This is a genomic window from Sphingobium xenophagum, from assembly GCF_002288285.1.
In the GTDB taxonomy this organism is placed as follows: domain Bacteria; phylum Pseudomonadota; class Alphaproteobacteria; order Sphingomonadales; family Sphingomonadaceae; genus Sphingobium; species Sphingobium xenophagum.
The window spans coordinates 163,722-182,368 of record NZ_CP022745.1; the positions used below are offsets into that span (position 1 = coordinate 163,722).

At 65.1% G+C, this 18,647-nt stretch carries 19 protein-coding genes and 2 pseudogenes; 10 read left to right on the top strand and 11 right to left on the bottom strand.

The window, feature by feature from the left end; all coding sequences use genetic code 11:
* Positions 1–115 precede the first annotated feature (115 nt).
* Positions 116–1,045 carry an NAD(P)H-dependent flavin oxidoreductase gene (locus CJD35_RS00820; RefSeq protein WP_017181370.1) on the bottom strand — a complete coding sequence of 310 codons (930 nt, stop codon included), beginning with the start codon at positions 1,043–1,045 and terminating at the stop codon, positions 116–118.
* 138 nt (positions 1,046–1,183) lie between these two features.
* On the opposite strand from CJD35_RS00820, the gene CJD35_RS00825 reads away from it, so the two are divergent.
* Entirely contained in the window at positions 1,184–2,242 is a 1,059-nt protein-coding gene (locus CJD35_RS00825) for a hypothetical protein (protein WP_017181369.1), read from the top strand.
* 42 nt (positions 2,243–2,284) lie between these two features.
* Here CJD35_RS00825 and CJD35_RS00830 read toward each other — a convergent pair whose 3' ends face one another.
* Both CJD35_RS00830 and epsC read right to left on the bottom strand, forming a co-directional pair.
* Positions 2,285–2,623 carry a DUF2794 domain-containing protein gene (locus CJD35_RS00830; RefSeq protein WP_017181368.1) on the bottom strand — a complete coding sequence of 113 codons (339 nt, stop codon included), beginning with the start codon at positions 2,621–2,623 and terminating at the stop codon, positions 2,285–2,287.
* Positions 2,623–3,336 (bottom strand): serine O-acetyltransferase EpsC, encoded by a 714-nt coding sequence (gene epsC / locus CJD35_RS00835; RefSeq protein ID WP_026002086.1) that lies wholly within the window; start codon positions 3,334–3,336, stop codon positions 2,623–2,625. The genes CJD35_RS00830 and epsC overlap by 1 nt, the downstream gene beginning before the upstream one ends.
* A gap of 189 nt (positions 3,337–3,525) precedes the next feature.
* Between epsC and CJD35_RS00840 the strand changes: the two genes are divergently transcribed.
* Together CJD35_RS00840 and CJD35_RS00845 are read left to right on the top strand one after the other, a co-directional pair.
* Positions 3,526–4,299: a sulfite exporter TauE/SafE family protein gene (locus CJD35_RS00840; protein WP_017181366.1), complete on the top strand. Its 774-nt coding sequence runs from the start codon at positions 3,526–3,528 to the stop codon at positions 4,297–4,299.
* A 39-nt stretch (positions 4,300–4,338) separates the two neighbouring features.
* Positions 4,339–5,265 (top strand): hydrogen peroxide-inducible genes activator, encoded by a 927-nt coding sequence (locus CJD35_RS00845; RefSeq protein ID WP_017181365.1) that lies wholly within the window; start codon positions 4,339–4,341, stop codon positions 5,263–5,265.
* A gap of 42 nt (positions 5,266–5,307) precedes the next feature.
* Here CJD35_RS00845 and CJD35_RS00850 read toward each other — a convergent pair.
* The 3 genes and pseudogenes from CJD35_RS00850 to pgsA all read right to left on the bottom strand — a co-directional run bounded on the left by CJD35_RS00850 (position 5,308) and on the right by pgsA (position 6,574).
* Positions 5,308–5,750, bottom strand: a pseudogene (locus CJD35_RS00850) (molybdenum cofactor biosynthesis protein MoaE).
* On the bottom strand, positions 5,747–6,001 hold the full coding sequence (gene moaD / locus CJD35_RS00855) for a molybdopterin converting factor subunit 1 (protein WP_017181363.1): 255 nt from the start codon (positions 5,999–6,001) through the stop codon (positions 5,747–5,749). Before moaD ends, CJD35_RS00850 begins: the two are co-directional and overlap by 4 nt.
* 9 nt (positions 6,002–6,010) lie before the next feature.
* Positions 6,011–6,574: a CDP-diacylglycerol--glycerol-3-phosphate 3-phosphatidyltransferase gene (gene pgsA, locus CJD35_RS00860; protein WP_026002085.1), complete on the bottom strand. Its 564-nt coding sequence runs from the start codon at positions 6,572–6,574 to the stop codon at positions 6,011–6,013.
* Positions 6,575–6,719: 145 nt separating this feature from the next.
* On the opposite strand from pgsA, the pseudogene CJD35_RS00865 reads away from it, so the two are divergent.
* Positions 6,720–8,029, top strand: a pseudogene (locus tag CJD35_RS00865) (MFS transporter).
* 127 nt (positions 8,030–8,156) lie between these two features.
* Here CJD35_RS00865 and CJD35_RS00870 read toward each other — a convergent pair.
* Entirely contained in the window at positions 8,157–8,354 is a 198-nt protein-coding gene (locus tag CJD35_RS00870; protein WP_017181360.1) for a hypothetical protein, read from the bottom strand.
* A gap of 108 nt (positions 8,355–8,462) precedes the next feature.
* On the opposite strand from CJD35_RS00870, the gene CJD35_RS00875 reads away from it, so the two are divergent.
* Positions 8,463–10,517, top strand: a complete 2,055-nt coding sequence (locus CJD35_RS00875; RefSeq protein ID WP_017181359.1) for a transglycosylase domain-containing protein — start codon at positions 8,463–8,465, stop codon at positions 10,515–10,517.
* 152 nt (positions 10,518–10,669) lie between these two features.
* Here CJD35_RS00875 and CJD35_RS00880 read toward each other — a convergent pair whose 3' ends face one another.
* Together CJD35_RS00880 and CJD35_RS00885 are read right to left on the bottom strand one after the other, a co-directional pair.
* Complete coding sequence (locus tag CJD35_RS00880) at positions 10,670–11,842, bottom strand: BaiN/RdsA family NAD(P)/FAD-dependent oxidoreductase (RefSeq protein ID WP_017181358.1); 1,173 nt, start codon at positions 11,840–11,842, stop codon at positions 10,670–10,672.
* Positions 11,842–12,291, bottom strand: a complete 450-nt coding sequence (locus CJD35_RS00885) for a YaiI/YqxD family protein (protein ID WP_017181357.1) — start codon at positions 12,289–12,291, stop codon at positions 11,842–11,844. Before CJD35_RS00885 ends, CJD35_RS00880 begins: the two co-directional genes overlap by 1 nt.
* Before the next feature lie 130 nt (positions 12,292–12,421).
* On the opposite strand from CJD35_RS00885, the gene CJD35_RS00890 reads away from it, so the two are divergent.
* Genes CJD35_RS00890 through dxs form a run of 5 tightly spaced genes read left to right on the top strand, consistent with a single transcriptional unit; the run spans position 12,422 to position 17,459 of the window.
* Positions 12,422–12,844, top strand: a complete 423-nt coding sequence (locus tag CJD35_RS00890) for an iron-sulfur cluster assembly scaffold protein (RefSeq protein ID WP_017181356.1) — start codon at positions 12,422–12,424, stop codon at positions 12,842–12,844.
* Entirely contained in the window at positions 12,844–14,646 is a 1,803-nt protein-coding gene (locus CJD35_RS00895) for a cation:proton antiporter domain-containing protein (RefSeq protein WP_017181355.1), read from the top strand. Before CJD35_RS00890 ends, CJD35_RS00895 begins: the two co-directional genes overlap by 1 nt.
* On the top strand, positions 14,643–14,969 hold the full coding sequence (locus CJD35_RS00900; protein ID WP_017181354.1) for a DUF423 domain-containing protein: 327 nt from the start codon (positions 14,643–14,645) through the stop codon (positions 14,967–14,969). Before CJD35_RS00895 ends, CJD35_RS00900 begins: the two co-directional genes overlap by 4 nt.
* A 44-nt stretch (positions 14,970–15,013) precedes the next feature.
* Positions 15,014–15,481, top strand: coding sequence for a Fur family transcriptional regulator (locus CJD35_RS00905; protein ID WP_017181353.1), 468 nt, complete (start codon positions 15,014–15,016; stop codon positions 15,479–15,481).
* A 49-nt stretch (positions 15,482–15,530) separates the two neighbouring features.
* Complete coding sequence (gene dxs, locus CJD35_RS00910) at positions 15,531–17,459, top strand: 1-deoxy-D-xylulose-5-phosphate synthase (protein WP_017181352.1); 1,929 nt, start codon at positions 15,531–15,533, stop codon at positions 17,457–17,459.
* A gap of 186 nt (positions 17,460–17,645) precedes the next feature.
* Here dxs and CJD35_RS00915 read toward each other — a convergent pair whose 3' ends face one another.
* Together CJD35_RS00915 and lspA are read right to left on the bottom strand one after the other, a co-directional pair.
* Positions 17,646–18,059: a DUF3035 domain-containing protein gene (locus tag CJD35_RS00915; RefSeq protein ID WP_017181351.1), complete on the bottom strand. Its 414-nt coding sequence runs from the start codon at positions 18,057–18,059 to the stop codon at positions 17,646–17,648.
* Positions 18,056–18,571, bottom strand: coding sequence for a signal peptidase II (gene lspA, locus CJD35_RS00920; protein ID WP_017181350.1), 516 nt, complete (start codon positions 18,569–18,571; stop codon positions 18,056–18,058). Before lspA ends, CJD35_RS00915 begins: the two co-directional genes overlap by 4 nt.
* Positions 18,572–18,647: the final 76 nt, after the last annotated feature.

The window sequence follows — 18,647 nt, forward strand, 5'->3', positions numbered from 1 at the left end:
GGGGAGGGGGACCGTTCGCGAAGCGAATGGTGGAGGGGTGTCGCCCTATCGATAGGGTAACACCCCTCCGTCTGGCCTACGGCCATCCACCTCCCCTGCAAGGGGGAGGATGCCATTACGCCACAAACCCCGCCACCGCCGCCTGATATTCCGCTTTCAGGCCCGCGATAAAATCGCCCGCTGGCTGCACCTTGGTGATCGCGCCGATCCCCTGCCCGCATCCCCACACATCGCGCCATGCCTTCTTGTCGGTCATGGCACCGGCGAAATCCATGTCCGCCGCCTTGGGCAGCGCGTCCGGGTCCATGCCCGCCGCCACGATACTGGGGCGCAGATAATTGCCATGAACGCCGGTGAACACATCGGAATAGATGATGTCGTCGGCCTGGGATTCGACGATCATCTGCTTGTAGGCCGCATCGGCATTGGCCTCGCTCGTGGCGATGAAGGGCGATCCCATATAGGCCAGGTCCGCCCCCATCATCCGCGCCGCCGCGATCGAGCGGCCCGTCGCAATCGACCCGGACAGTGCCAGCGGCCCGTCGAACCACTGGCGGATTTCCTGCACCAGGGCAAAGGGCGACAGCGTCCCGGCATGCCCCCCTGCCCCGGCCGCCACCGCGATCAGGCCGTCCGCGCCCTTCTCTATCGCCTTGCGCGCGAACCTGTTGTTGATGACGTCATGCAGCACGATCCCGCCATAGCTATGGATCGCCTCATTCACCTTTTCCTGCGCGCCCAGCGACGTGATGATGATCGGGACGCGATATTTGACGCACAGCGCCAGATCCTCCTCCAGCCGGGGATTGGTCTTGTGGACGATCAGGTTGACGGCAAAGGGCGCATCCTTTTCCGTCAATTCGCTGGTCAGCCGTTGCAGCCAGCTCTCGAACACGCCCGAAGGCCGGGCATTGAGCGAGGGGAAGGCGCCGACAATGCCTGCCCGGCACTGGGCGATGACCAGGTCGGGCTGGGATATGATGAACATGGGCGATCCGATCAGCGGCAGCGACAAACGGCCTTGAAGCGATGTCGGCAGGGTCATGATCGTAGCTCTCCTTCTTTGTTCGCCATTCGCGCTATCACTGGCGGCGTCGCAGAAAAAGGCCAAATCAACTGTATTGATGATATAATACAGTCATGCTATGACAGGCCATAATCAACAGTCCGTTGGAGATGGACGATGTATAGCGAGAGTGATCTACAGGATGCTGTAGCGGCGGGGGTTATCCCCGCGCAAAGCGCGCAGGCGCTGCGCGATCATGTCGCCCGGCTGCGGTCCAGCCCGGTGGTGGATGAAGAATCCTTCCGCCTGCTGACCGGCTTCAACGATATTTTCGTGGCGATCGCCGGCATCATCCTGCTGGTCGCGGTCGGCTGGCTGGGCAACAGCATCCGGCTGGGCGCGCCGGAACATCATCCGTCGCTGATGTCGGGCCTGCTGGTCGCGGCAGCCAGTTGGGGGCTGGCCGAATATTTCACCCGCCAGCGGCGCATGGCGCTGCCCTCCATCCTGTTGCTGGCCGGCTTCGTCGGCGGCGTCGCCTTTTCGCTGGGCGCGCTGGCGGCGCAACTCTTCCCCGATGTCGGCGACCGGGCAGGCGCGCTGATCCTGTCTGGCGTCGCTGCATTCAGCGCGCTGGCGGCCTTCGCGCACTGGCGGCGCTTCATGGTGCCGATCACCGTGGCGGCAGGCGCTGCGGCGGCGGCCGGGGTCGTCGCGGGCCTCGTCATCGCGGCGATCCCGAACAACGTCACCCTGCCCTTCCTGCTGTTGCTGGCTGGCGGGCTTGCCATCTTCGCCTTCGCCATGTGGTGGGACATGTCGGACCGCAGCCGCATCACCCGCCGGTCGGACGTCGCCTTCTGGCTGCACCTTACCGCTGCGCCGATGATCGCCCATTCGCTCTTCCACCTGCTCGGCGTATTCGACGGCGACGACATCAGCGTCGCAAAGGCGGTGATGGTCATCGCCCTCTATGTCGCCTTCGGCCTTGTCGCTCTGGCGATCGACCGGCGCGCGCTGCTGGTCTCCAGCCTCGCTTATGTTCTCTTCGCCCTCTATGCCCTGTTCAAGCAGGCAGGCGCGGTCGAACTCTCCGCCGCCTTCACCGCGCTGGTGATCGGCTCCTCGCTGCTGCTGCTGTCGGCGCTCTGGCACCATGCCCGCACGCTGGTGGTCGGCGGCCTGCCCCCGTCGCTGATCGACAAGCTGCCCTATCTCGACCGCGCACCGGCCTGAAAATTCTCCCCAAAGCCTGCCTTGGGGAGGGATCAGGAGGACTTACCCCTCCACGATCCGCAATAATTTGCGCTCGACCGGGGCCAGGATATTCTGCAAATCCTGGCCTCGTTTCAATATATTGCCCGCTTCGCCGACCAGCGCCCACATGCCCTGCCGGTTGCGCAGCGCCGGGCGCTTTTCGATGCGATATTCGGGGCGTTCGGCGGCGCGGCGGAACGCGCTGAAAATCGCGGCCTCACGCCCCATGTCCATGGCATAGTCACGCCAGTGCCCGGCTGACACCATCCGGCCATACAGGTCCATGATTCGCTGCAATTCCTGCCGGTCGAACCCGACCTGCCCCGCTCCACCCTTGGGAAACGGCGTCACATTGGACATCAGGCCCGGTCACGCGCCTTGAACAGCGACTCGTCGTCGGGCAGCTTGGGCCGCTGTTGCTCCGCGATCAGTTCCGCCAGCCGCTTCTGCAACTGTTCGACCTCGCACTGGAGCAGTTCCAGCTTCTGCTTTTCCGGGTCGAAACAGTCGGAGCAAGGGGTGCCATAGGGCACGAAATCGCGCTGATAGGCGGTCACGTCGACCAGCATCGCCCGCGCCGGTATGCCCACCATCGTCGCGCCTTCGGCCACATCCTTGGTCACCACCGCATTGGCCCCGACCCGCGCCCGCGCGCCGACCGTCACTGGCCCCAGCACCTGCGCGCCCGACCCGACGATCACGCCATCGCCCAGCGTCGGGTGCCGCTTGCCCGCAATGCCATTGGCCGGATCGGTCCCGCCCAGTGTCACATTCTGGTACAGCGTCACATCGTCGCCAATCTCCGCCGTCTCTCCGACCACGGTAAATCCATGGTCGATGAAGAAGCGCTTGCCGATCTTGGCCCCCGGATGAATGTCGTTCCCGGTCATGAAGCGCGAGAAATGATTGACCGCGCGCGCCAGGAAAAAGAGCCGCGCCCGATACAGGCGATGGGCCACCCGGTGAAAGGCCAGCGACCAGACGCCTGGATATAGCAGGATTTCCGCACGGGACCGGGGCGCAGGATCGCGCGATTTGACCGAATCCAGATAGGCAATGAGGGCGCGTACCATCCACATATCCCCGAACCGGGCGCGCCTGTCCGCACGCCGCTATAGCTAAATCGAAAACCAACATAGCGACCCAGGTCCGATTTTTCCAGAGACGGCGCTATTTCCCCTTCGCCACCGCAAATAGGAACTTGCTTGCCGCGTGCTGATAAGCAAACTATATAGGTAGACAATCAGACCAAAGGCAGACGGATGATCGACGCTCTCACGGCCCATTTCGGCGAAATCCTGCCGTTCATCCTGGTCGGCTTCGGCGCGCAGATGGTCGATGGCGCGCTCGGCATGGCCTATGGCGTCATCTCCAGCACGCTGCTGCTCACGCTCGGCGTGCCGCCCAGCCGCGCCTCGGCCAGCGTCCATGTCGCGGAAACCTTCACCACCGCCGTCTCGGCCATCAGCCACATCCTGCACAAGAATGTCGACTGGAAGCTGTTTTCGAAGCTCATCATTCCCGGCGTCATCGGCGGCGTGACGGGCGCCTATGTCCTGTCCAATATCGACGGCGCCGTCATCAAACCCTATATCCAGGCCTATCTCGCTGCCATCGGCCTCTATCTCGTCTGGCGTGGCTTTCACCTACCGCCCAAGCAGAAAGACCCCAAATGGGTGACACCGCTCGGCCTGACGGGCGGTTTCATGGATGCGACCGGCGGCGGTGGCTGGGGGCCGATCGTGACCTCCAACCTGTTGTTGCAGGGGTCCAGCCCTCGCCATACGATCGGCACCGTCAACACGGTCGAATTCTTCCTGACCCTGTCGATCAGCCTCACCTTCCTCATCCATCTGGGGTGGCAGGCCTTCACCACCTACACGCTCGGCCTGTTGATCGGTGGCGTATTGGCCGCCCCGGTCGGCGCGATGCTCGCCAAGCATATCCCGCCGCGCCTGTTGTTCACGGCGGTCGGCTTTATCCTGACCCTCACATCCATTGTCGGCCTCGCCAAATATCTTGGATATATCGGCTGAAACACTTATATTCGGCTTTCTGATCGAGGAAGCCGATAGATGTCCAACTACCTCCCCACCCTCAAACAGCTGCAATATCTGGTTGCGCTGAAGGAACAGGGACATTTCGGCAAGGCGGCCGACAGCTGCTACGTCACTCAGTCCACATTGTCGGCGGGCATCAGGGAACTGGAATCGCTGCTGGGCGTCACGCTGGTGGAGCGCACCCGCCGCGTCGTGCGCTTCACCGCGCTTGGCGATCGCATCGTGGAAAAGGCGCACCGCGTGCTGCGGGAGGCGGAGGAGCTTTCCGCCATCGCCGAAGCGTCGGGCAAGCCGCTGTCGGGCGAATTGCGCATGAGCGTCATCCCGACGATCGCGCCCTTCCTGCTGCCGCGCCTGTTGCCCCGCCTGCGCGCCGACCGGCCCGAACTCAAACTCTATCTGCGCGAGGAAACGACCCAGGCGGCGATCGAATCGCTGCGCCATGGCAATGTCGATTGCGTCCTGCTCGCCCTCCCCTTCGCCACCGGCGAACTGGAAAGCGAAATCCTCTTTCAGGACCGCCTCTATGTCGCCTTCCCGCGCGACGATCCGCGCGATCCGCCAGACTGGATCGGGCCGGAGATGATCGACGAGAGCAAATTATTGCTGCTGGAGGATGGGCATTGCCTGAAGGACCATGCGCTGGCCGCCTGCAACCGCCCCGAACTGCGCGCCAGCGCGATCATGATGGGCACGTCGCTGCACACGCTCATTCAGATGGTCGACAATGGCCTGGGCGTCACCATGCTGCCCGAAATGGCGATCGCCAGCGGCATATTGGAACATACCCAGATCGTCGCCCGCCCGCTCCGTTCCGACCGGGCCTGGCGTGACATCGCGCTGGTCTGGCGCAAGAACAGCCCGCGCGAAAAGGAATTCCACCTCCTCGCCGGCATTCTGCGCGAAGCGTCCGATCCGCCGACGATGGTGGAGGCGGCCTGACAGTTCCGTGCGTTTCGAGCGAAGTCGAGAAACAAACGGATGCTAACCGATCCAGCCCTTAGCCTTCGCCTCATCCTCCGCCCGCGCCTCGACCCATCCCGCCGCGCCGTCGGCGAAATGCTCCTTCTTCCAGAAGGGCGCCTGTGACTTCAGCCAGTCGATCAGGAAGGCGCAGCTTTCCAGCGCGGCGGCGCGGTGGCGCGATGCCGTGCCGACGAACACGATGCGCGCCCCCGGCTCCAGCCGCCCGAAGCGGTGGATGACGCTCAGGCCCAGCAGCGGCCAGCGCGCCATCGCCTCGTCGCAGATGCGGTCGACCTGCGCCTGCGTCATCGCCGGATAATGTTCCAGTTCCAGTGCGACCAGCCCGCCGCCCCGCGCACCACGCCGGTAAAGCTCGCCACCCCGCCGCCGCCCAGGGCTTCGAGCGCGGCCAGTTCGGTCGCGACATCGAAATCCCCGGCCTGCACCGCGACCCTCTTCATCCCCCGGTCACCGGCGGAAACAGCGCCAGTTCGCGCGCATCGCCGATCGGGCTGTCCAGCGCCACAAACCGCTGGTCCAGCGCCGCGCGCAATCGTGTCGCATCGCCCAGCGCCTCGGCATGGCCGCCGCCCCGCGCCGCCAGCATCGCCACCAGATCGGCAATGCTGGTCTCCGCGTCGGGCCGCGCCACCTGCTCCTCATCCAGCCCGATCCGTTCGCGGACCCAGGCGAAATAGACGATCGTCAGCATGATCCGCGCTCAATCCATATGCTTGATGCCGACGCGCAGATAATCCCAGCCGGTTATCAGCGTCAGCAGCGCGGCGGCCCACAGCGTCACGATGCCGACCGCCTGGACGAAGGGAAATTGCGGCACCGCCCCCGCCAGGATCAGCGCGCCCAGCGCAATGATCTGGAAGGTGGTTTTCCACTTGGCCAGCCGCGACACCGGCACCGACACCTGAATGCCCGCCAGAAATTCGCGCAATCCCGATACCGCGATCTCGCGCAGCAGGATGATCATCGCGGCGACGATATGGATGCCCGCTATGTCGCGCGTCGCGCTCAGCATCAGGATGACAGCGGCGACCATGATCTTGTCGGCGATGGGATCCAGGAAGATGCCCAGCCGCGACACCGCGCCCTGTGCGCGCGCCAGATAGCCGTCGAAATAATCGGTAATGCCCATCAGGCAATATAGCGCGAAGGCCAGCGCATAGCCGGTGGTCCAGCGCGCGCCCATTTCCGCGGGCCACAGCAGGGCGACCAGCAACGGCACCGTGACGATGCGCGAAAGCGTAAGCAGATTGGGCAGCGTCAGCATCGCCGCCGACTGCCACAGTCCGGCCCAACGCACAAGGCGCGACACATGGGCACGACACATGATTGCGGCAACGGGATTGGACAGCGGCACCGCCAGCGGCTAGACCCCGCTCCGGTCGCTAACGGTAAAGAAGCCCCCTTCATCCATGAAAGCCTCTCTCAGGCTCTTGAACAAGCGCCGTTTCCTGCCGCTTTTCATCACCCAGTTGCTCGGCGCGTTCAACGACAATCTCTTCAAGAACGCGATGGTGCTGTTCGTCGTCTATCAGGTGTATAACGACGAACGCTCGGAAACCTGGTTCAGCGCGCTGGCCACCGGCATCTTCATCCTGCCCTTCTTCCTCCTGTCCGCCCTGTCGGGACAATTGGCCGATCAGCGGGACAAGGCGGTCATCATCCGCTGGGTCAAGGGCGCGGAAATCGCGATCATGCTGGTCGGCGCGACTGGCCTCGGCCTCATCTGGGCGGGCATCGCCGTCCACACGCTGGCCATCCCGCTGCTGCTGCTCGCGCTGTTCGCCATGGGGGTCCACTCCACCTTCTTCGGCCCGATCAAATACGCCATCCTGCCCCAGCATCTCCATGACGATGAAGTGCTGGGCGGCACCGGCCTGGTGGAAGCCGGCACCTATATCGCCATTCTGGCGGGCACGATCCTGGCTGGCCTGATCCCGGTGGAGGTCGCTGCGGTCGGCATCGTCATCACCGCGCTGATCGGCTTTGCCGCCGGGCGCAGGGTGCCGTCCGCCCCGTCGCTGCTGGAACGGACGCCGATCGATTTCCACATCATCCGTTCGTCGATTACGCTGGTGCGCGGCACCATGCATATCCGCCGCCTGTTTCTGGCGATCATGTCGATCAGCCTGTTCTGGGCGGTCGGCTCCATCCTGTTCATCCAGTTTCCGCCGCTGGTCAAAAATGTGCTGACCGCCGACAAGTCGGTCGCCAGCCTGTTCCTCGCCATCTTCTCGATCGGCATCGCCATCGGCTCGATCGCGATCAACCGGCTGCTCTGCGGCCATGTCTCGGCCAAATACGCCCCGGCATCGGTGATCGGCATGGGCGCCTGCATCGTCGCCTTCCATGTCGTATGCGCGCTGTGGACGCCCGCCCCGCCGGACAGATGCTCTCGTTCAGCGACTTCCTCGCCCATCCCATGGCGATGCCGCTATCCGCCTGCCTGCTGGGCGTCGCGACCTTTGGCGGCATGTTCGTCGTGCCGCTCTACGCCTTCCTCACCACCACCGTCGAAAAATGCGAAGCCGCCCGTACCGTCGCGGCCAACAATATCGTGAACAGCGGCATGATGGTGGTCGGATCGGTCATCGCGATCGGCCTGACGATCGCCGGCCTGTCAGTCGTGAAGCAACTGCTGCTCGTCGCCCTGCTCTGCCTGCCCTGCGCCTGGCTGGCGTGGAAACTGCACAAGGCGTGCGACGGCCCCGTCTGTGCCTGAAATCCTCCCCTTTAAGGGGAGGTGGCGCGCCGCAGGCCAGACGGAGGGGTGTCCCCCTCTCGATGGCTCAACACCCCTCCGTCTGGCCTGCGGCCAGCCATCTCCCCCGCAAGGGGAGGATGGGCGCTCAGGAAATGAAGCTGTAGAAGGCCGTGAAGAAGGCGCAGAAGCTCAGTCCGAACAGCTTCCAGTCGCTGTCGTCATCGATCCGCTTTCGCCTGGCCGCTGGCGCCTGCTCGACAACGCGCAGCACATGCTGCGGCAACCGCTGGCGAAAAGGGTGGCGGGCGGATTCGGTCGTCAGGACAAGGGGGCGTGTTCGCATGATGATGGGTTAACGCATTATTTACCATTTGGGCCATTGCGAAAGATGGTTAACCTGCCCCTGTCCCGGTGCGGGACAGACTTGACTGTATCAGGCGAATAATACAGCATGGCTGAACCGATGACCGATCCGTCAAGCATAGCCGATCCCGCCGCGCCGCCGCCGCGCGAATTCGGCGCCGGGCCGCCCAGCGCCTTCGCCCCGCCCACGCCCTGGCGGCGGCGGTTGCAGATATTGGGCTGGATCATCGCGGCTGGCCTGGCGCTGCTGATGCTGGTGATCGGCTGGCTCGCCGTCACCGCCCCCCTCTCCCGCTCGCTCCGGCCGATCGCGCCGCCCAGCATCAGCCTGATGTCGACGGACGGCCACCTCATCGCCCGGCGCGGCGCGGTGATCGACACGCCGGTCACCATCGCACAGCTTCCCGCCCATGTGCCCCAGGCTTTCATGGCGATCGAGGACCGGCGCTTCTACAGCCATTGGGGCGTCGATCCGCGCGGCATCGCCCGCGCCGCCTGGCACAATCTCTGGTCGGACGGATCGTCGCAGGGCGGCAGCACCATCACCCAGCAGCTGGCCAAGGGCGTATTCCTCTCCAGCGACCGCACCATGGGCCGCAAGGCGCGTGAGGCGATGATCGCCTTCTGGCTCGAAGCCTGGCTGACGAAGGACCAGATCCTCGAACGTTATCTGTCCAACGTCTATTTCGGCGACAATGTCTATGGCCTGCGCGCCGCCGCGCTCCATTATTTCAACCGCGCGCCCGAACGGCTGACCATCCCGCAGGCCGCGATGCTGGCGGGCCTGCTCAAGGCGCCATCCCGCCTTGCCCCCACCAGCAATCTGAAGGGCGCGCGCGCCCGCGCCGCGCTGGTGACGCAGGCGATGGTGGACGCTGGCTATCTGACGCAGGCGGAACGCAACGCCCTGCCCCCTGTCCGCCTCAACGTCCGCGAAACGCCCGACGCCACCACCGGCACCTATTTTGCCGACTGGGTGCTGCTCGACGCCCGCGACCGGGCGGGCGCGGTCTATGGCGAACAGAAAATCGACACCACGCTCGACTGGCGCATCCAGCGCCTGGCCGAAGCCGCCGTCCGCCGCGCGCCGCTGGGCGGAGCGCAGGCGGCACTGGTCGCAATGAAGCCGGACGGCAGCGTCGTCGCCATGGTCGGCGGCAAGAATTACGCCAAAAGCAGCTTCAACCGCGCCGTGCAGGCCAGGCGCCAGCCCGGCTCGACCTTCAAGCTGTTCGTCTATCTCGCCGCCTTCCGCGCAGGCATGACGCCGGAGGATATGATCGACGACACGCCGATCACCACGGGCAGCTATCGCCCGGCCAATCATGGCGGCAAATATCGTGGCCGCATCAGCCTGCGTCAGGCGTTCGCCGCCTCCAGCAATGTCGCCGCCGTCCGCCTGACGCAGAAGGTCGGCGTCGACAATGTCATCAAGGTCGCCCGCGATCTGGGCGTCACCGCGCCCCTGACCGAGGATTTGAGCCTGGCGCTCGGCACATCGGAAATTCCGCTGATCGAACTGGCCGAAGCCTATGCGGCGGTCGCGGCGGGATCATATCCCGTCCTTGCCCATGGCCTGCCGCCCGAAGAACGGGGCTGGTTCGAACGGTTGATGGCGCGTCAGCGGGCCTTCGATGACGATGAACTGGCCATGATCCGCGACCTGCTCTCCTCTGCGGCCAATCGCGGCACCGGCAGCGCCGCGGCCCTGCGCACCAGCACCTTCGGCAAGACCGGCACGACCCAGGACAGCCGCGACGCCATCTTCGTTGGCTATGCCGGTGGTCTGGTGACGGCAGTGTGGATCGGCAATGACGATAATAGCCCGCTCCCCGGCGGCGCGGCAGGCGGCGGCGTCCCCGCGCGCATCTGGCGCAATTTCATGAGCGGCGCGATCAACGAAGCGGTGGAGGACGCCCCGGTCGAAACGCAGGATGCCGACCTCGTCAACGCCATCGCCAATATCAGCGTGGAAACCAGCATCGGCAATGTCGGACTCGGTGTCGACGAAGGCGGCATGACCGTGAATGTCGGCCCGGCCCAGATCCGCCTGCCCACCGACCAGCCAGCCCCGCCAGCCGACACGCCCCCACCGCGCATCGCCCCCACGCAACCGCCGCAGGGCGAGGATAGCGGGCCTTAACTCGACCGTCAGGGTCGATCGACATTCAGATGATGACGAGCCGAAAATGGTGGTTTTTCGTGACCCGGAGCGCAGCCTACTAAAAGTAGGTGAGCACCGGAAGCACGGAAAATCGCCATTTGCAGGCCGTCAGGGCTGAATGTCGGTCGATCCTAAACCGCCTGCGCGGCCGCCCAGCCACTGGCCCACGCCCATTGGAAATTATAGCCGCCCAGCCAGCCGGTCACGTCCACCGCCTCGCCAATCGCGTACAGGCCCGGCACCTTGCTTGCCTCCATCGTCCGCGATGACAGGCCCGCCGTCGCAATCCCGCCGACCGTCACCTCGGCCTTGGCATAGCCCTCCGTCCCCGTCGGCGCGAACGGCCAGTCGTGCAGCCGCGCACCCAGTTGCCGCAGCGCCTTGTCGGACAGATTGCCCATCTCGCCCTGCACCCCGGCCCGCTCCAGCAGCGCATCGGCCAGCCGCTCGGTCAGCGCCTGCGCCACCACTTTGCGCAAACTTGCGCGTGGCCGTTCGCGCTTCGCCTCGATCAGCCAGTCCGCGTCATGGTCGGGCAGGAAATCGACATGGATCGGGGTGCGATGCTGCCAATAGGATGAAATCTGCAACATCGCCGGTCCCGACAGACCGCGATGGGTGAACAGCGCCGCCTCCCGAAACCGCACCTTGTTCCAGCGGACCATGACGTCCGCCGACACGCCCGACAGTGCCTGAAACAGCGCCTCGTCCGTCCCCAGCGTGAAGGGCACCAGCGCGGGCCGCGGCTGGATGATCGACAGGCCAAACTGCCGCGCGACGTCATAGGCAAAGCCGGTCGCGCCCATCTTCGGGATGGACGGCCCGCCGGTCGCCAGCACCAGCGCGGGCGCGCGATGCTCCACCCCGCCGACCGCCACCCGATACAGGCCATCGCCATGCGCCACATCCGCAATCGGCTGCCCCAGTGCCATCGTCACCCCGCCCTTGGCGCATTCCTCCTCCAGCATCGCGACAATCTGTTTGGCCGACCCGTCGCAGAATAATTGCCCCAGCGTCTTTTCATGCCAGGCGATGCCATAGCTATCGACCAGCGCGATGAAATCCTGCGCGCCGTACCGCCCCAGCGCGGACTTGGCGAAATGCGGATTGGCCGACAGATAGCGATCGGCCGCCGTGTCGATATTGGTGAAATTGCACCGTCCGCCGCCCGAAATCAGGATTTTCTTGCCCGGCTGATCGGCATGGTCGACCAGCAGCACCCGCCTGCCCCGCTGGCCTGCGACCGCTGCGCACATCATCCCCGCCGCACCCGCACCCAGGATGATCGCGTCCCAATCGGCCATCATCGACCCCGATTGCCGCGCACCAGCGCCTCGTCCAGCGCCGACAGGAATCGCGAACGGTCATTCTTGCCAAAGGGCGGCGGCCCGCCAATCTGTTCGCCCCCCGCGCGCAGATCCGCCATGATCGCCCGCGTCGCAATCGCCGCGCCAATCGAACTCAGCGTGAAGGGCTTGCCATTGGGCGCAATCACGATCGCACCGGCTTTCAGGCATCGGTCCGCCAGCAGGATGTCGGCCGTGATGCACACCGCGCCCGCATCCGCCCGCTCGGCAATCCAGTCGTCCGCCGCATCGAACCCGTCGCTCACCACCACCCGGTCGATCAGGTCATGGGCGGGAACCCGGATCGGGCTGTTGCTCACGATCGTGACCGGCACGCCATGGCGAAAGGCGACCTTGTAAATCTCGTCCTTCACGGGACAGGCATCGGCATCGACCAGAATCTTCATGGCTCCGGGCGATAAGCGCGGGGACGGCACTTCACAATGGCGAGTATGTCCGCCGCCTGTTTCCATTATTTCCCGCTATGACCATTCCCCGCCTTCACCCCACGCCCATCCTGCCCTACATGGGACGGCAATGAGCGCCCCCCTGTACAACAAAGATATTTTGCGGCTCGCCGCCAGCATCCCGCATCATCACCGTCTGCCTGCCCCGCAGGCGAGCGTGGAGCGGCGCTCTCCCACCTGCGGGTCGCGGGTGACGGTGGATGTGGCGATGGCCGACGGTCGCCTGTCCGACATCGGGCTGGACGTAAAGGCGTGCGCGCTGGGACAGGCATCCGCCTCGCTGATGGCCGCGCAGGCCATCGGCATGAGCGCCGACGAACTGGCCGAGGCCCGCGACAAGCTGACCGACTATCTGTCGGGTGCCAGCGACGATCTCGATTTCTGGCCCGGCCTTGCCGTCCTCGCCCCGGCGCGCGGCTACCCCGCCCGCCATGCCTCGATCCGGCTGGGCTTTGAAGCCATTGCCGAAGCCGCCCGGATGGCCGACGCCTGATGGCCAAATCCGCCGCTCCCATCACCGCGACCGAGATATTGCTCTCCGACGGCGTCCTCCTGCTGGGCGCGGCGTTGCTGTTCGTCATCATCTTCCGCCGCTTCGGGCTGGGCGCGGTGCTGGGCTATCTCGTCGCGGGCGCGCTGGTCGGGCCGCAGGGGCTGGGGCTGGTGGGCGGCGGTGAATCGAAGCTCGCCATTGCCGAAATCGGCATCGTCCTGCTGCTCTTCCTCGTGGGTCTGGAACTGCATCCCGCCCGACTCTGGCGGTTGAAGCGGGACATATTCGCCCTCGGCCTGGCGCAGGTGGTGCTGTGCGGCTGCGTCCTGACCGCGATCATCTTCTATTTCACCGGCTTCACCTGGGGCGCGGCGATTGCGCTCGGCCTGCCGCTCGCCCTCTCGTCGACCGCTCAGGTCTTGCCGGGCCTGAAATCCAGCGGCCGCATCAACTCGCCCTTCGGTGAAAAGATATTCTCGATCCTGCTGTTTCAGGATCTTTCCATCGTCCCGCTGATCACCATCGTCGCCGCCCTGTCCCGCAACCCCGCTGATGCAGGCGGACCGCCCGGATGGATGACGGCGGCCTATACCGTCGCGGCGATCGCGGGCCTGGTTCTGGCCGGTCGCTTCATCCTGCGCCCGCTCCTGTCCCTTGTCGGACGATTGGGCGAGCGCGAACTGTTCGTCACCGTCGGCCTGTTCACCGTGCTGGCCGCCGCCGCGCTGATGCACAGCCTGCATCTTTCCACCGCCCTGGGTGCCTTCGTCGCGGGCGTGATGCTCGCCGATTCGCCCTATCGGCATGAAATAGAGGCGGACGTCGAACCCTTCCGTTCCATCCTGCTTGGCCTGTTCTTCCTGGCGGTCGGCATGGTGCTGGATCTCGCCACCGTCGCTGCCAATCCCGTGTTCGTCATCGGCATGGCGCTGATCCTGGTCGCGACCAAGGCCGCGATCATCACCGGCCTCGCCCGCCTGTTCGGCATGGACTGGCGGCCCGCGCTTGGTGCTGGCCTGCTGCTCAGTCAGGGCGGCGAATTCGGCTTCGTCCTGTTCGCTCAGGCGCAGGGCGCGCTGCTGATCGCGCCCGAAGCCGCCAGCCTGTTCAGCGCCATCGTCACCTTCTCCATGGCGACTACCCCCTTCCTGATGCTGTTCGCCCGCCGGTTCGAATTCGCCACGCCCAGTGCCGGCGCCGATCTGCCCGACCCGGACGAAGCGCCGCGCGGCACCGCGATCATCGTTGGCTATGGCCGCTTCGGCCAGACGGTCGCGCAGATGCTGATCGGCCACGGCTTTGCCGTCGTGTCGATCGACAAGAAGCCCGCCCAGATCGAAACGTCGCAGCGGTTCGACACGAAAGTCTATTATGGCGACGGCACCCGCATCGACCTGCTGCGCCGCGCCGGCGCGGAAGAAGCCCGGCTGATCGCCTTCTGCATCGACGATCCCTCGCTTGACAGCCGCACGCTTGAACCCATTGCCGAAGCCTTCCCGCAGGCGGCGCTGATGGTCCGCGCCTTCGACCGGCGGCAATTGCTGGCCTTGCAGAACATCGATCTCGCCGCCGTGGTGCGCGAAGTCTATGAATCGGCCATCTGCATGGGCGTGCAGGCGATGGAGGCGCTTGGCGTCCCATCGGAGGAAATCGAGGAAGTCGAACGCCAATATCGCGCCAACGATCAGCAAAGGCTGGCGCTCCAGATCGAACATGGCACGCTGCTGGCGGCCAAGGATCTCATGTATCGCCCCGGCAGAGGCATGCGCCTGCTCTCGCGCGGCGATGGAGAAAAGCCATGATCCCCATATTCGCCGCCCTGTCTGCCGCCCTCGCCATCGGGGCGGGCGCGTTCGGCGCGCATGGCGTTGCCGATCCCAAGGCGGCGGAATGGCTGCGCACCGGCGGCCTTTACCAACTGGTTCATGCCGTCGCCGCGCTGGCGATCATGGGCGTGGCGCGCGGCGCGGCGGCGCTTTTACTGGTTGGCGCGGCGATCTTCGCCCTCACCCTCTACGCCATGGCGCTGGGCGCGCCCAAATGGCTGGGCGCGGTGACGCCCATTGGCGGCCTGTTGATGATCGCTGGCTGGCTCTGGGCGGCATGGACCTTCGGGCAACGCTGACGCGCGCCCTTGCCCCGGCCATCTACCCGGCCTAGATTGACGTCATGGCCGACCATCACCACCATCATCACGAACCCACCGGCACCCGGTTGGCCGACGCTGCTCGCGCCACGCTGGAAACGCAGGGCGAACAATGGACGCCCATGCGCGCGGCCATTTTCGATGCGCTGGCGGCGGAGGACAAGCCCGCATCGGCCTATGACATTGCCGACACCGTGTCGAAGGCGCGCGGCAAGCGGGTCGCGCCCAACAGCGTCTATCGCATCCTCGACCTGTTCGTGACCAACAATGTCGCGATGCGGGTGGAAAGCGCCAACGCCTATATCGCCAATGCCCATCCCGGCTGCCACCATGACTGCATCTTCCTGGTGTGCCGCACCTGCAAGCAGGCTACCCATGTCGATGATGACAAGGTGACGAACGAAGTCCGCGCCGTTGCCGAACAGGAAGGGTTCAAGCCCGAACGCCCGGTGATAGAAATTTTGGGAACATGCGCCAAATGCGCTGCATAAGTGGATCGTTGCGCTTCGCGACGGAACGGCCTAGCGCCCTGACGAGTCTATGTCTTTCATGAACGATCGCCCCCAAACCCCGTTGCTCGACCAGGTGATCTGGCCGTCCGACCTGCGCGCCCTCAAGCCGGAGCAGCTGCGGCAACTTGCCGACGAACTGCGGCAGGAAGTGATCGCCGCTGTCGGCGTCACTGGCGGCCATCTGGGATCGGGGCTTGGCGTGGTCGAATTGACGACCGCCATCCACTATGTGTTCGACACGCCCAATGACAAGCTGATCTGGGACGTGGGGCATCAATGCTATCCCCACAAAATCCTGACCGGACGGCGCGACCGCATCCGCACCCTGCGTCAGGGCGGCGGCCTGTCGGGCTTCACCAAGCGCGCCGAATCCGATTTCGACCCGTTCGGCGCGGCGCATAGCTCCACGTCGATCAGCGCGGCTCTGGGCTTCGCCATCGCCAACAAGATGCAGGACCGGCCGGGCAAGGGCATCGCCGTGATCGGCGACGGCGCGATGTCGGCGGGCATGGCCTATGAGGCGATGAACAATGCGCAGGCGGCGGGCAATCGCCTGATCGTCATCCTGAACGACAATGACATGTCGATCGCCCCCCCGGTTGGCGGCCTGTCGGGCTATCTCGCGCGGCTCGTGTCCAGCCGCGAATTTCTGGGCCTGCGAGACCTTGCCAAGAAGCTGGCGCGCAAGCTGCCCCGCCCGCTCCACAATGCCGCGCGCAAGACCGACGAATTCGCCCGCGGCATGGCGATGGGCGGCACCTTGTTCGAGGAACTGGGCTTTTACTATGTCGGCCCGATCGACGGCCATAATCTCGACCAGTTGATCCCCGTGCTGGAAAATGTCCGCGACGCTGCCGAAGGGCCGTGCCTGGTCCATGTCGTCACGCAAAAGGGCAAGGGCTATGGCCCCGCCGAAGCGGCCGATGACAAATATCATGGCGTCCAGAAATTCGACGTCATCACCGGCACCCAGGCCAAGGCACCGCCCGGCCCGCCCAGCTACACCAATGTCTTTGCCCAGGCGCTGATTGCCGAGGCGCAGCGCGATCCGGCCGTCTGCGCCATCACCGCCGCCATGCCGTCCGGCACCGGGCTGGACAAGTTCGCGACCGCCTTCCCCGACCGCTGCTTTGACGTCGGCATCGCCGAACAACATGCCGTCACCTTTGCCGCGGGCCTCGCTGCGCAGGGGATGCGGCCCTTCTGCGCCATCTATTCGACCTTCCTGCAACGCGCCTATGATCAGGTCGTCCATGACGTCGCGATCCAGAATCTGCCGGTCCGATTCGCCATTGACCGCGCGGGTCTGGTCGGCGCAGACGGATCGACCCATGCGGGCAGTTTTGACGTCACCTATCTCGCCACCCTGCCCAACATGGTGGTGATGGCGGCGGCGGACGAGGCGGAACTGGTCCATATGACCCATACCGCCGCCTGCCATGACAGCGGCCCGATCGCGCTGCGCTATCCGCGCGGCAACGGCACCGGCGTCGCCATGCCCGCCATTCCGGAGCGTCTGGACATCGGCAAGGGCCGCATCGTGCGCGACGGGCGGCAGGTTGCCATCCTCTCGCTCGGCACAAGGCTGGAGGAGGCGCTCAAAGCCGCCGAGGCTCTGGAAGCGCGCGGCCTCTCCACCACCGTCGCCGACCTGCGCTTTGCCAAGCCGCTCGACGAAGCGATGATCCGCCGCCTGCTCACCACCCATGAAGTCGCCGTGACGATCGAGGAAGGGGCGATCGGCGGCCTTGGCGCGCATGTGCTGACGCTGGCCAGTGACCTTGGCCTGATCGACAACGGCCTGAAACTGCGCACCCTGCGCCTGCCGGACCTGTTTCAGGATCAGGACAAGCCCGAAAAACAATATGCCGACGCGCGCCTGGACGCCGACGCCATCATCGACACGGTGCTGACGGCATTGCGCCACAACAGCGTAGGAACCGAAGCGCGGGCCTAAAAAAACATCCTCCTTCCGGGGGAGGGTATCATAAACTTGCTGTGCTCCGTTCGTTTCGAGCGAAGTCGAGAAACATCACGCACAGGTTTCTCGACTTCGCTCGAAACGAACGGAGGTGGGCGCTTCACGCGGGAAAGCAGCTATCGCAACAAAAAAGGGGCCATTCGGCCCCTTTTCCATTCCCTGTCACTGCGGCGTTGCGGCTCGTGCGTCCTGACCGTCGCCTTCGGGGGCGGCGATAATGTCGCGGGTGGTCGCACCCTTGTCGACCACTTCGGTGCCCGGATCGCCAGCGGTCGAGCGGATGCCCGCCGCCGCATTGGCGCGACCGGCGGCGTTCAGCGTCGACGTTTCGGTCGCGCTGCGCTGCGCCGGGCCACCGAACATCGCTTCCATCGCCGCCTTGCTCGAATCGACCGCATTGGACGAAGGCGAGCCGGGCGCGGGCGGCACCAGCGCGAAGTCTGGCGGGATCACCAGCGGCGCCTGACGCGACACCGCAAATTCATCGGGACGTTCGCGGTTGAACAGCCCGCCGCCGCCGCCGCAGGCCGACAGGGTGGTGAGCAGACCGGCGGCAAGGATCAGTTTAAGCTTCACTTCAAAGTCTCCGTATTTGCGCCCTTGTCGCGCAGCAGCAACGCCCGCGCAAGCAGGATCAGCACGCCGATGGTGATCGCTGCGTCAGCCAGGTTGAAAATCAGGAAGGGCCGCCAGTCGCCAAAATGCAGGTCGGCATAATCAACGACATAGCCCAGCCTTATCCGGTCGACGATATTGCCTATGGCGCCGCCCAGGACCAGCCCCAGCGCCGCGACATCCTGCCGCGCCTTTTCGCGCCACATCCACACGCCCACAAATCCGGCGATCAATATGGTCATGCCCACCAGCGCCCAGCGCATCAGGTCGGTGTCGGCGTGGAAGAAGCCCATCGACACGCCGCGATTTTCCAACCAGCGCAGGCGGAAGATCGGCAATATCTCGATCCCCAGATCCGCCCGGCTCTTGAGCGCCAGCGGATAGGTGACGGCATATTTGATGAGCTGGTCGAGCGCCAGCGTCACGATCGCGACGGTCAGGCCCAGCGGGCGGTGGTTGATAGGATTAGTCATCGATCAAACCCAGCGACTGGAAAAAACGTGCTCCCGCGAAGGCGGGAGCCCAGCTCGGACGGCACGACTAGGCTCC

What these genes read in the sequence shown, in the direction of transcription:
- epsC (WP_026002086.1), bottom strand. Translation starts at nt 3,336, where the DNA reads ATGGTACGCGCCCTCATTGCCTATCTGGATTCGGTCAAATCGCGCGAT.
- dxs (WP_017181352.1), top strand. Translation starts at nt 15,531, where the DNA reads ATGTCTTTCATGAACGATCGCCCCCAAACCCCGTTGCTCGACCAGGTG.
- CJD35_RS00830 (WP_017181368.1), bottom strand. Translation starts at nt 2,623, where the DNA reads ATGTCCAATGTGACGCCGTTTCCCAAGGGTGGAGCGGGGCAGGTCGGG.
- CJD35_RS00845 (WP_017181365.1), top strand. Translation starts at nt 4,339, where the DNA reads ATGTCCAACTACCTCCCCACCCTCAAACAGCTGCAATATCTGGTTGCG.
- CJD35_RS00890 (WP_017181356.1), top strand. Translation starts at nt 12,422, where the DNA reads ATGAGCGCCCCCCTGTACAACAAAGATATTTTGCGGCTCGCCGCCAGC.
- CJD35_RS00825 (WP_017181369.1), top strand. Translation starts at nt 1,184, where the DNA reads ATGTATAGCGAGAGTGATCTACAGGATGCTGTAGCGGCGGGGGTTATC.
- CJD35_RS00870 (WP_017181360.1), bottom strand. Translation starts at nt 8,354, where the DNA reads ATGCGAACACGCCCCCTTGTCCTGACGACCGAATCCGCCCGCCACCCT.
- CJD35_RS00905 (WP_017181353.1), top strand. Translation starts at nt 15,014, where the DNA reads ATGGCCGACCATCACCACCATCATCACGAACCCACCGGCACCCGGTTG.
- CJD35_RS00900 (WP_017181354.1), top strand. Translation starts at nt 14,643, where the DNA reads ATGATCCCCATATTCGCCGCCCTGTCTGCCGCCCTCGCCATCGGGGCG.
- CJD35_RS00885 (WP_017181357.1), bottom strand. Translation starts at nt 12,291, where the DNA reads ATGAAGATTCTGGTCGATGCCGATGCCTGTCCCGTGAAGGACGAGATT.
- pgsA (WP_026002085.1), bottom strand. Translation starts at nt 6,574, where the DNA reads ATGCTGACGCTGCCCAATCTGCTTACGCTTTCGCGCATCGTCACGGTG.
- CJD35_RS00875 (WP_017181359.1), top strand. Translation starts at nt 8,463, where the DNA reads ATGGCTGAACCGATGACCGATCCGTCAAGCATAGCCGATCCCGCCGCG.
- moaD (WP_017181363.1), bottom strand. Translation starts at nt 6,001, where the DNA reads ATGCTGACGATCGTCTATTTCGCCTGGGTCCGCGAACGGATCGGGCTG.
- CJD35_RS00820 (WP_017181370.1), bottom strand. Translation starts at nt 1,045, where the DNA reads ATGACCCTGCCGACATCGCTTCAAGGCCGTTTGTCGCTGCCGCTGATC.
- CJD35_RS00895 (WP_017181355.1), top strand. Translation starts at nt 12,844, where the DNA reads ATGGCCAAATCCGCCGCTCCCATCACCGCGACCGAGATATTGCTCTCC.
- lspA (WP_017181350.1), bottom strand. Translation starts at nt 18,571, where the DNA reads ATGACTAATCCTATCAACCACCGCCCGCTGGGCCTGACCGTCGCGATC.
- CJD35_RS00880 (WP_017181358.1), bottom strand. Translation starts at nt 11,842, where the DNA reads ATGGCCGATTGGGACGCGATCATCCTGGGTGCGGGTGCGGCGGGGATG.
- CJD35_RS00840 (WP_017181366.1), top strand. Translation starts at nt 3,526, where the DNA reads ATGATCGACGCTCTCACGGCCCATTTCGGCGAAATCCTGCCGTTCATC.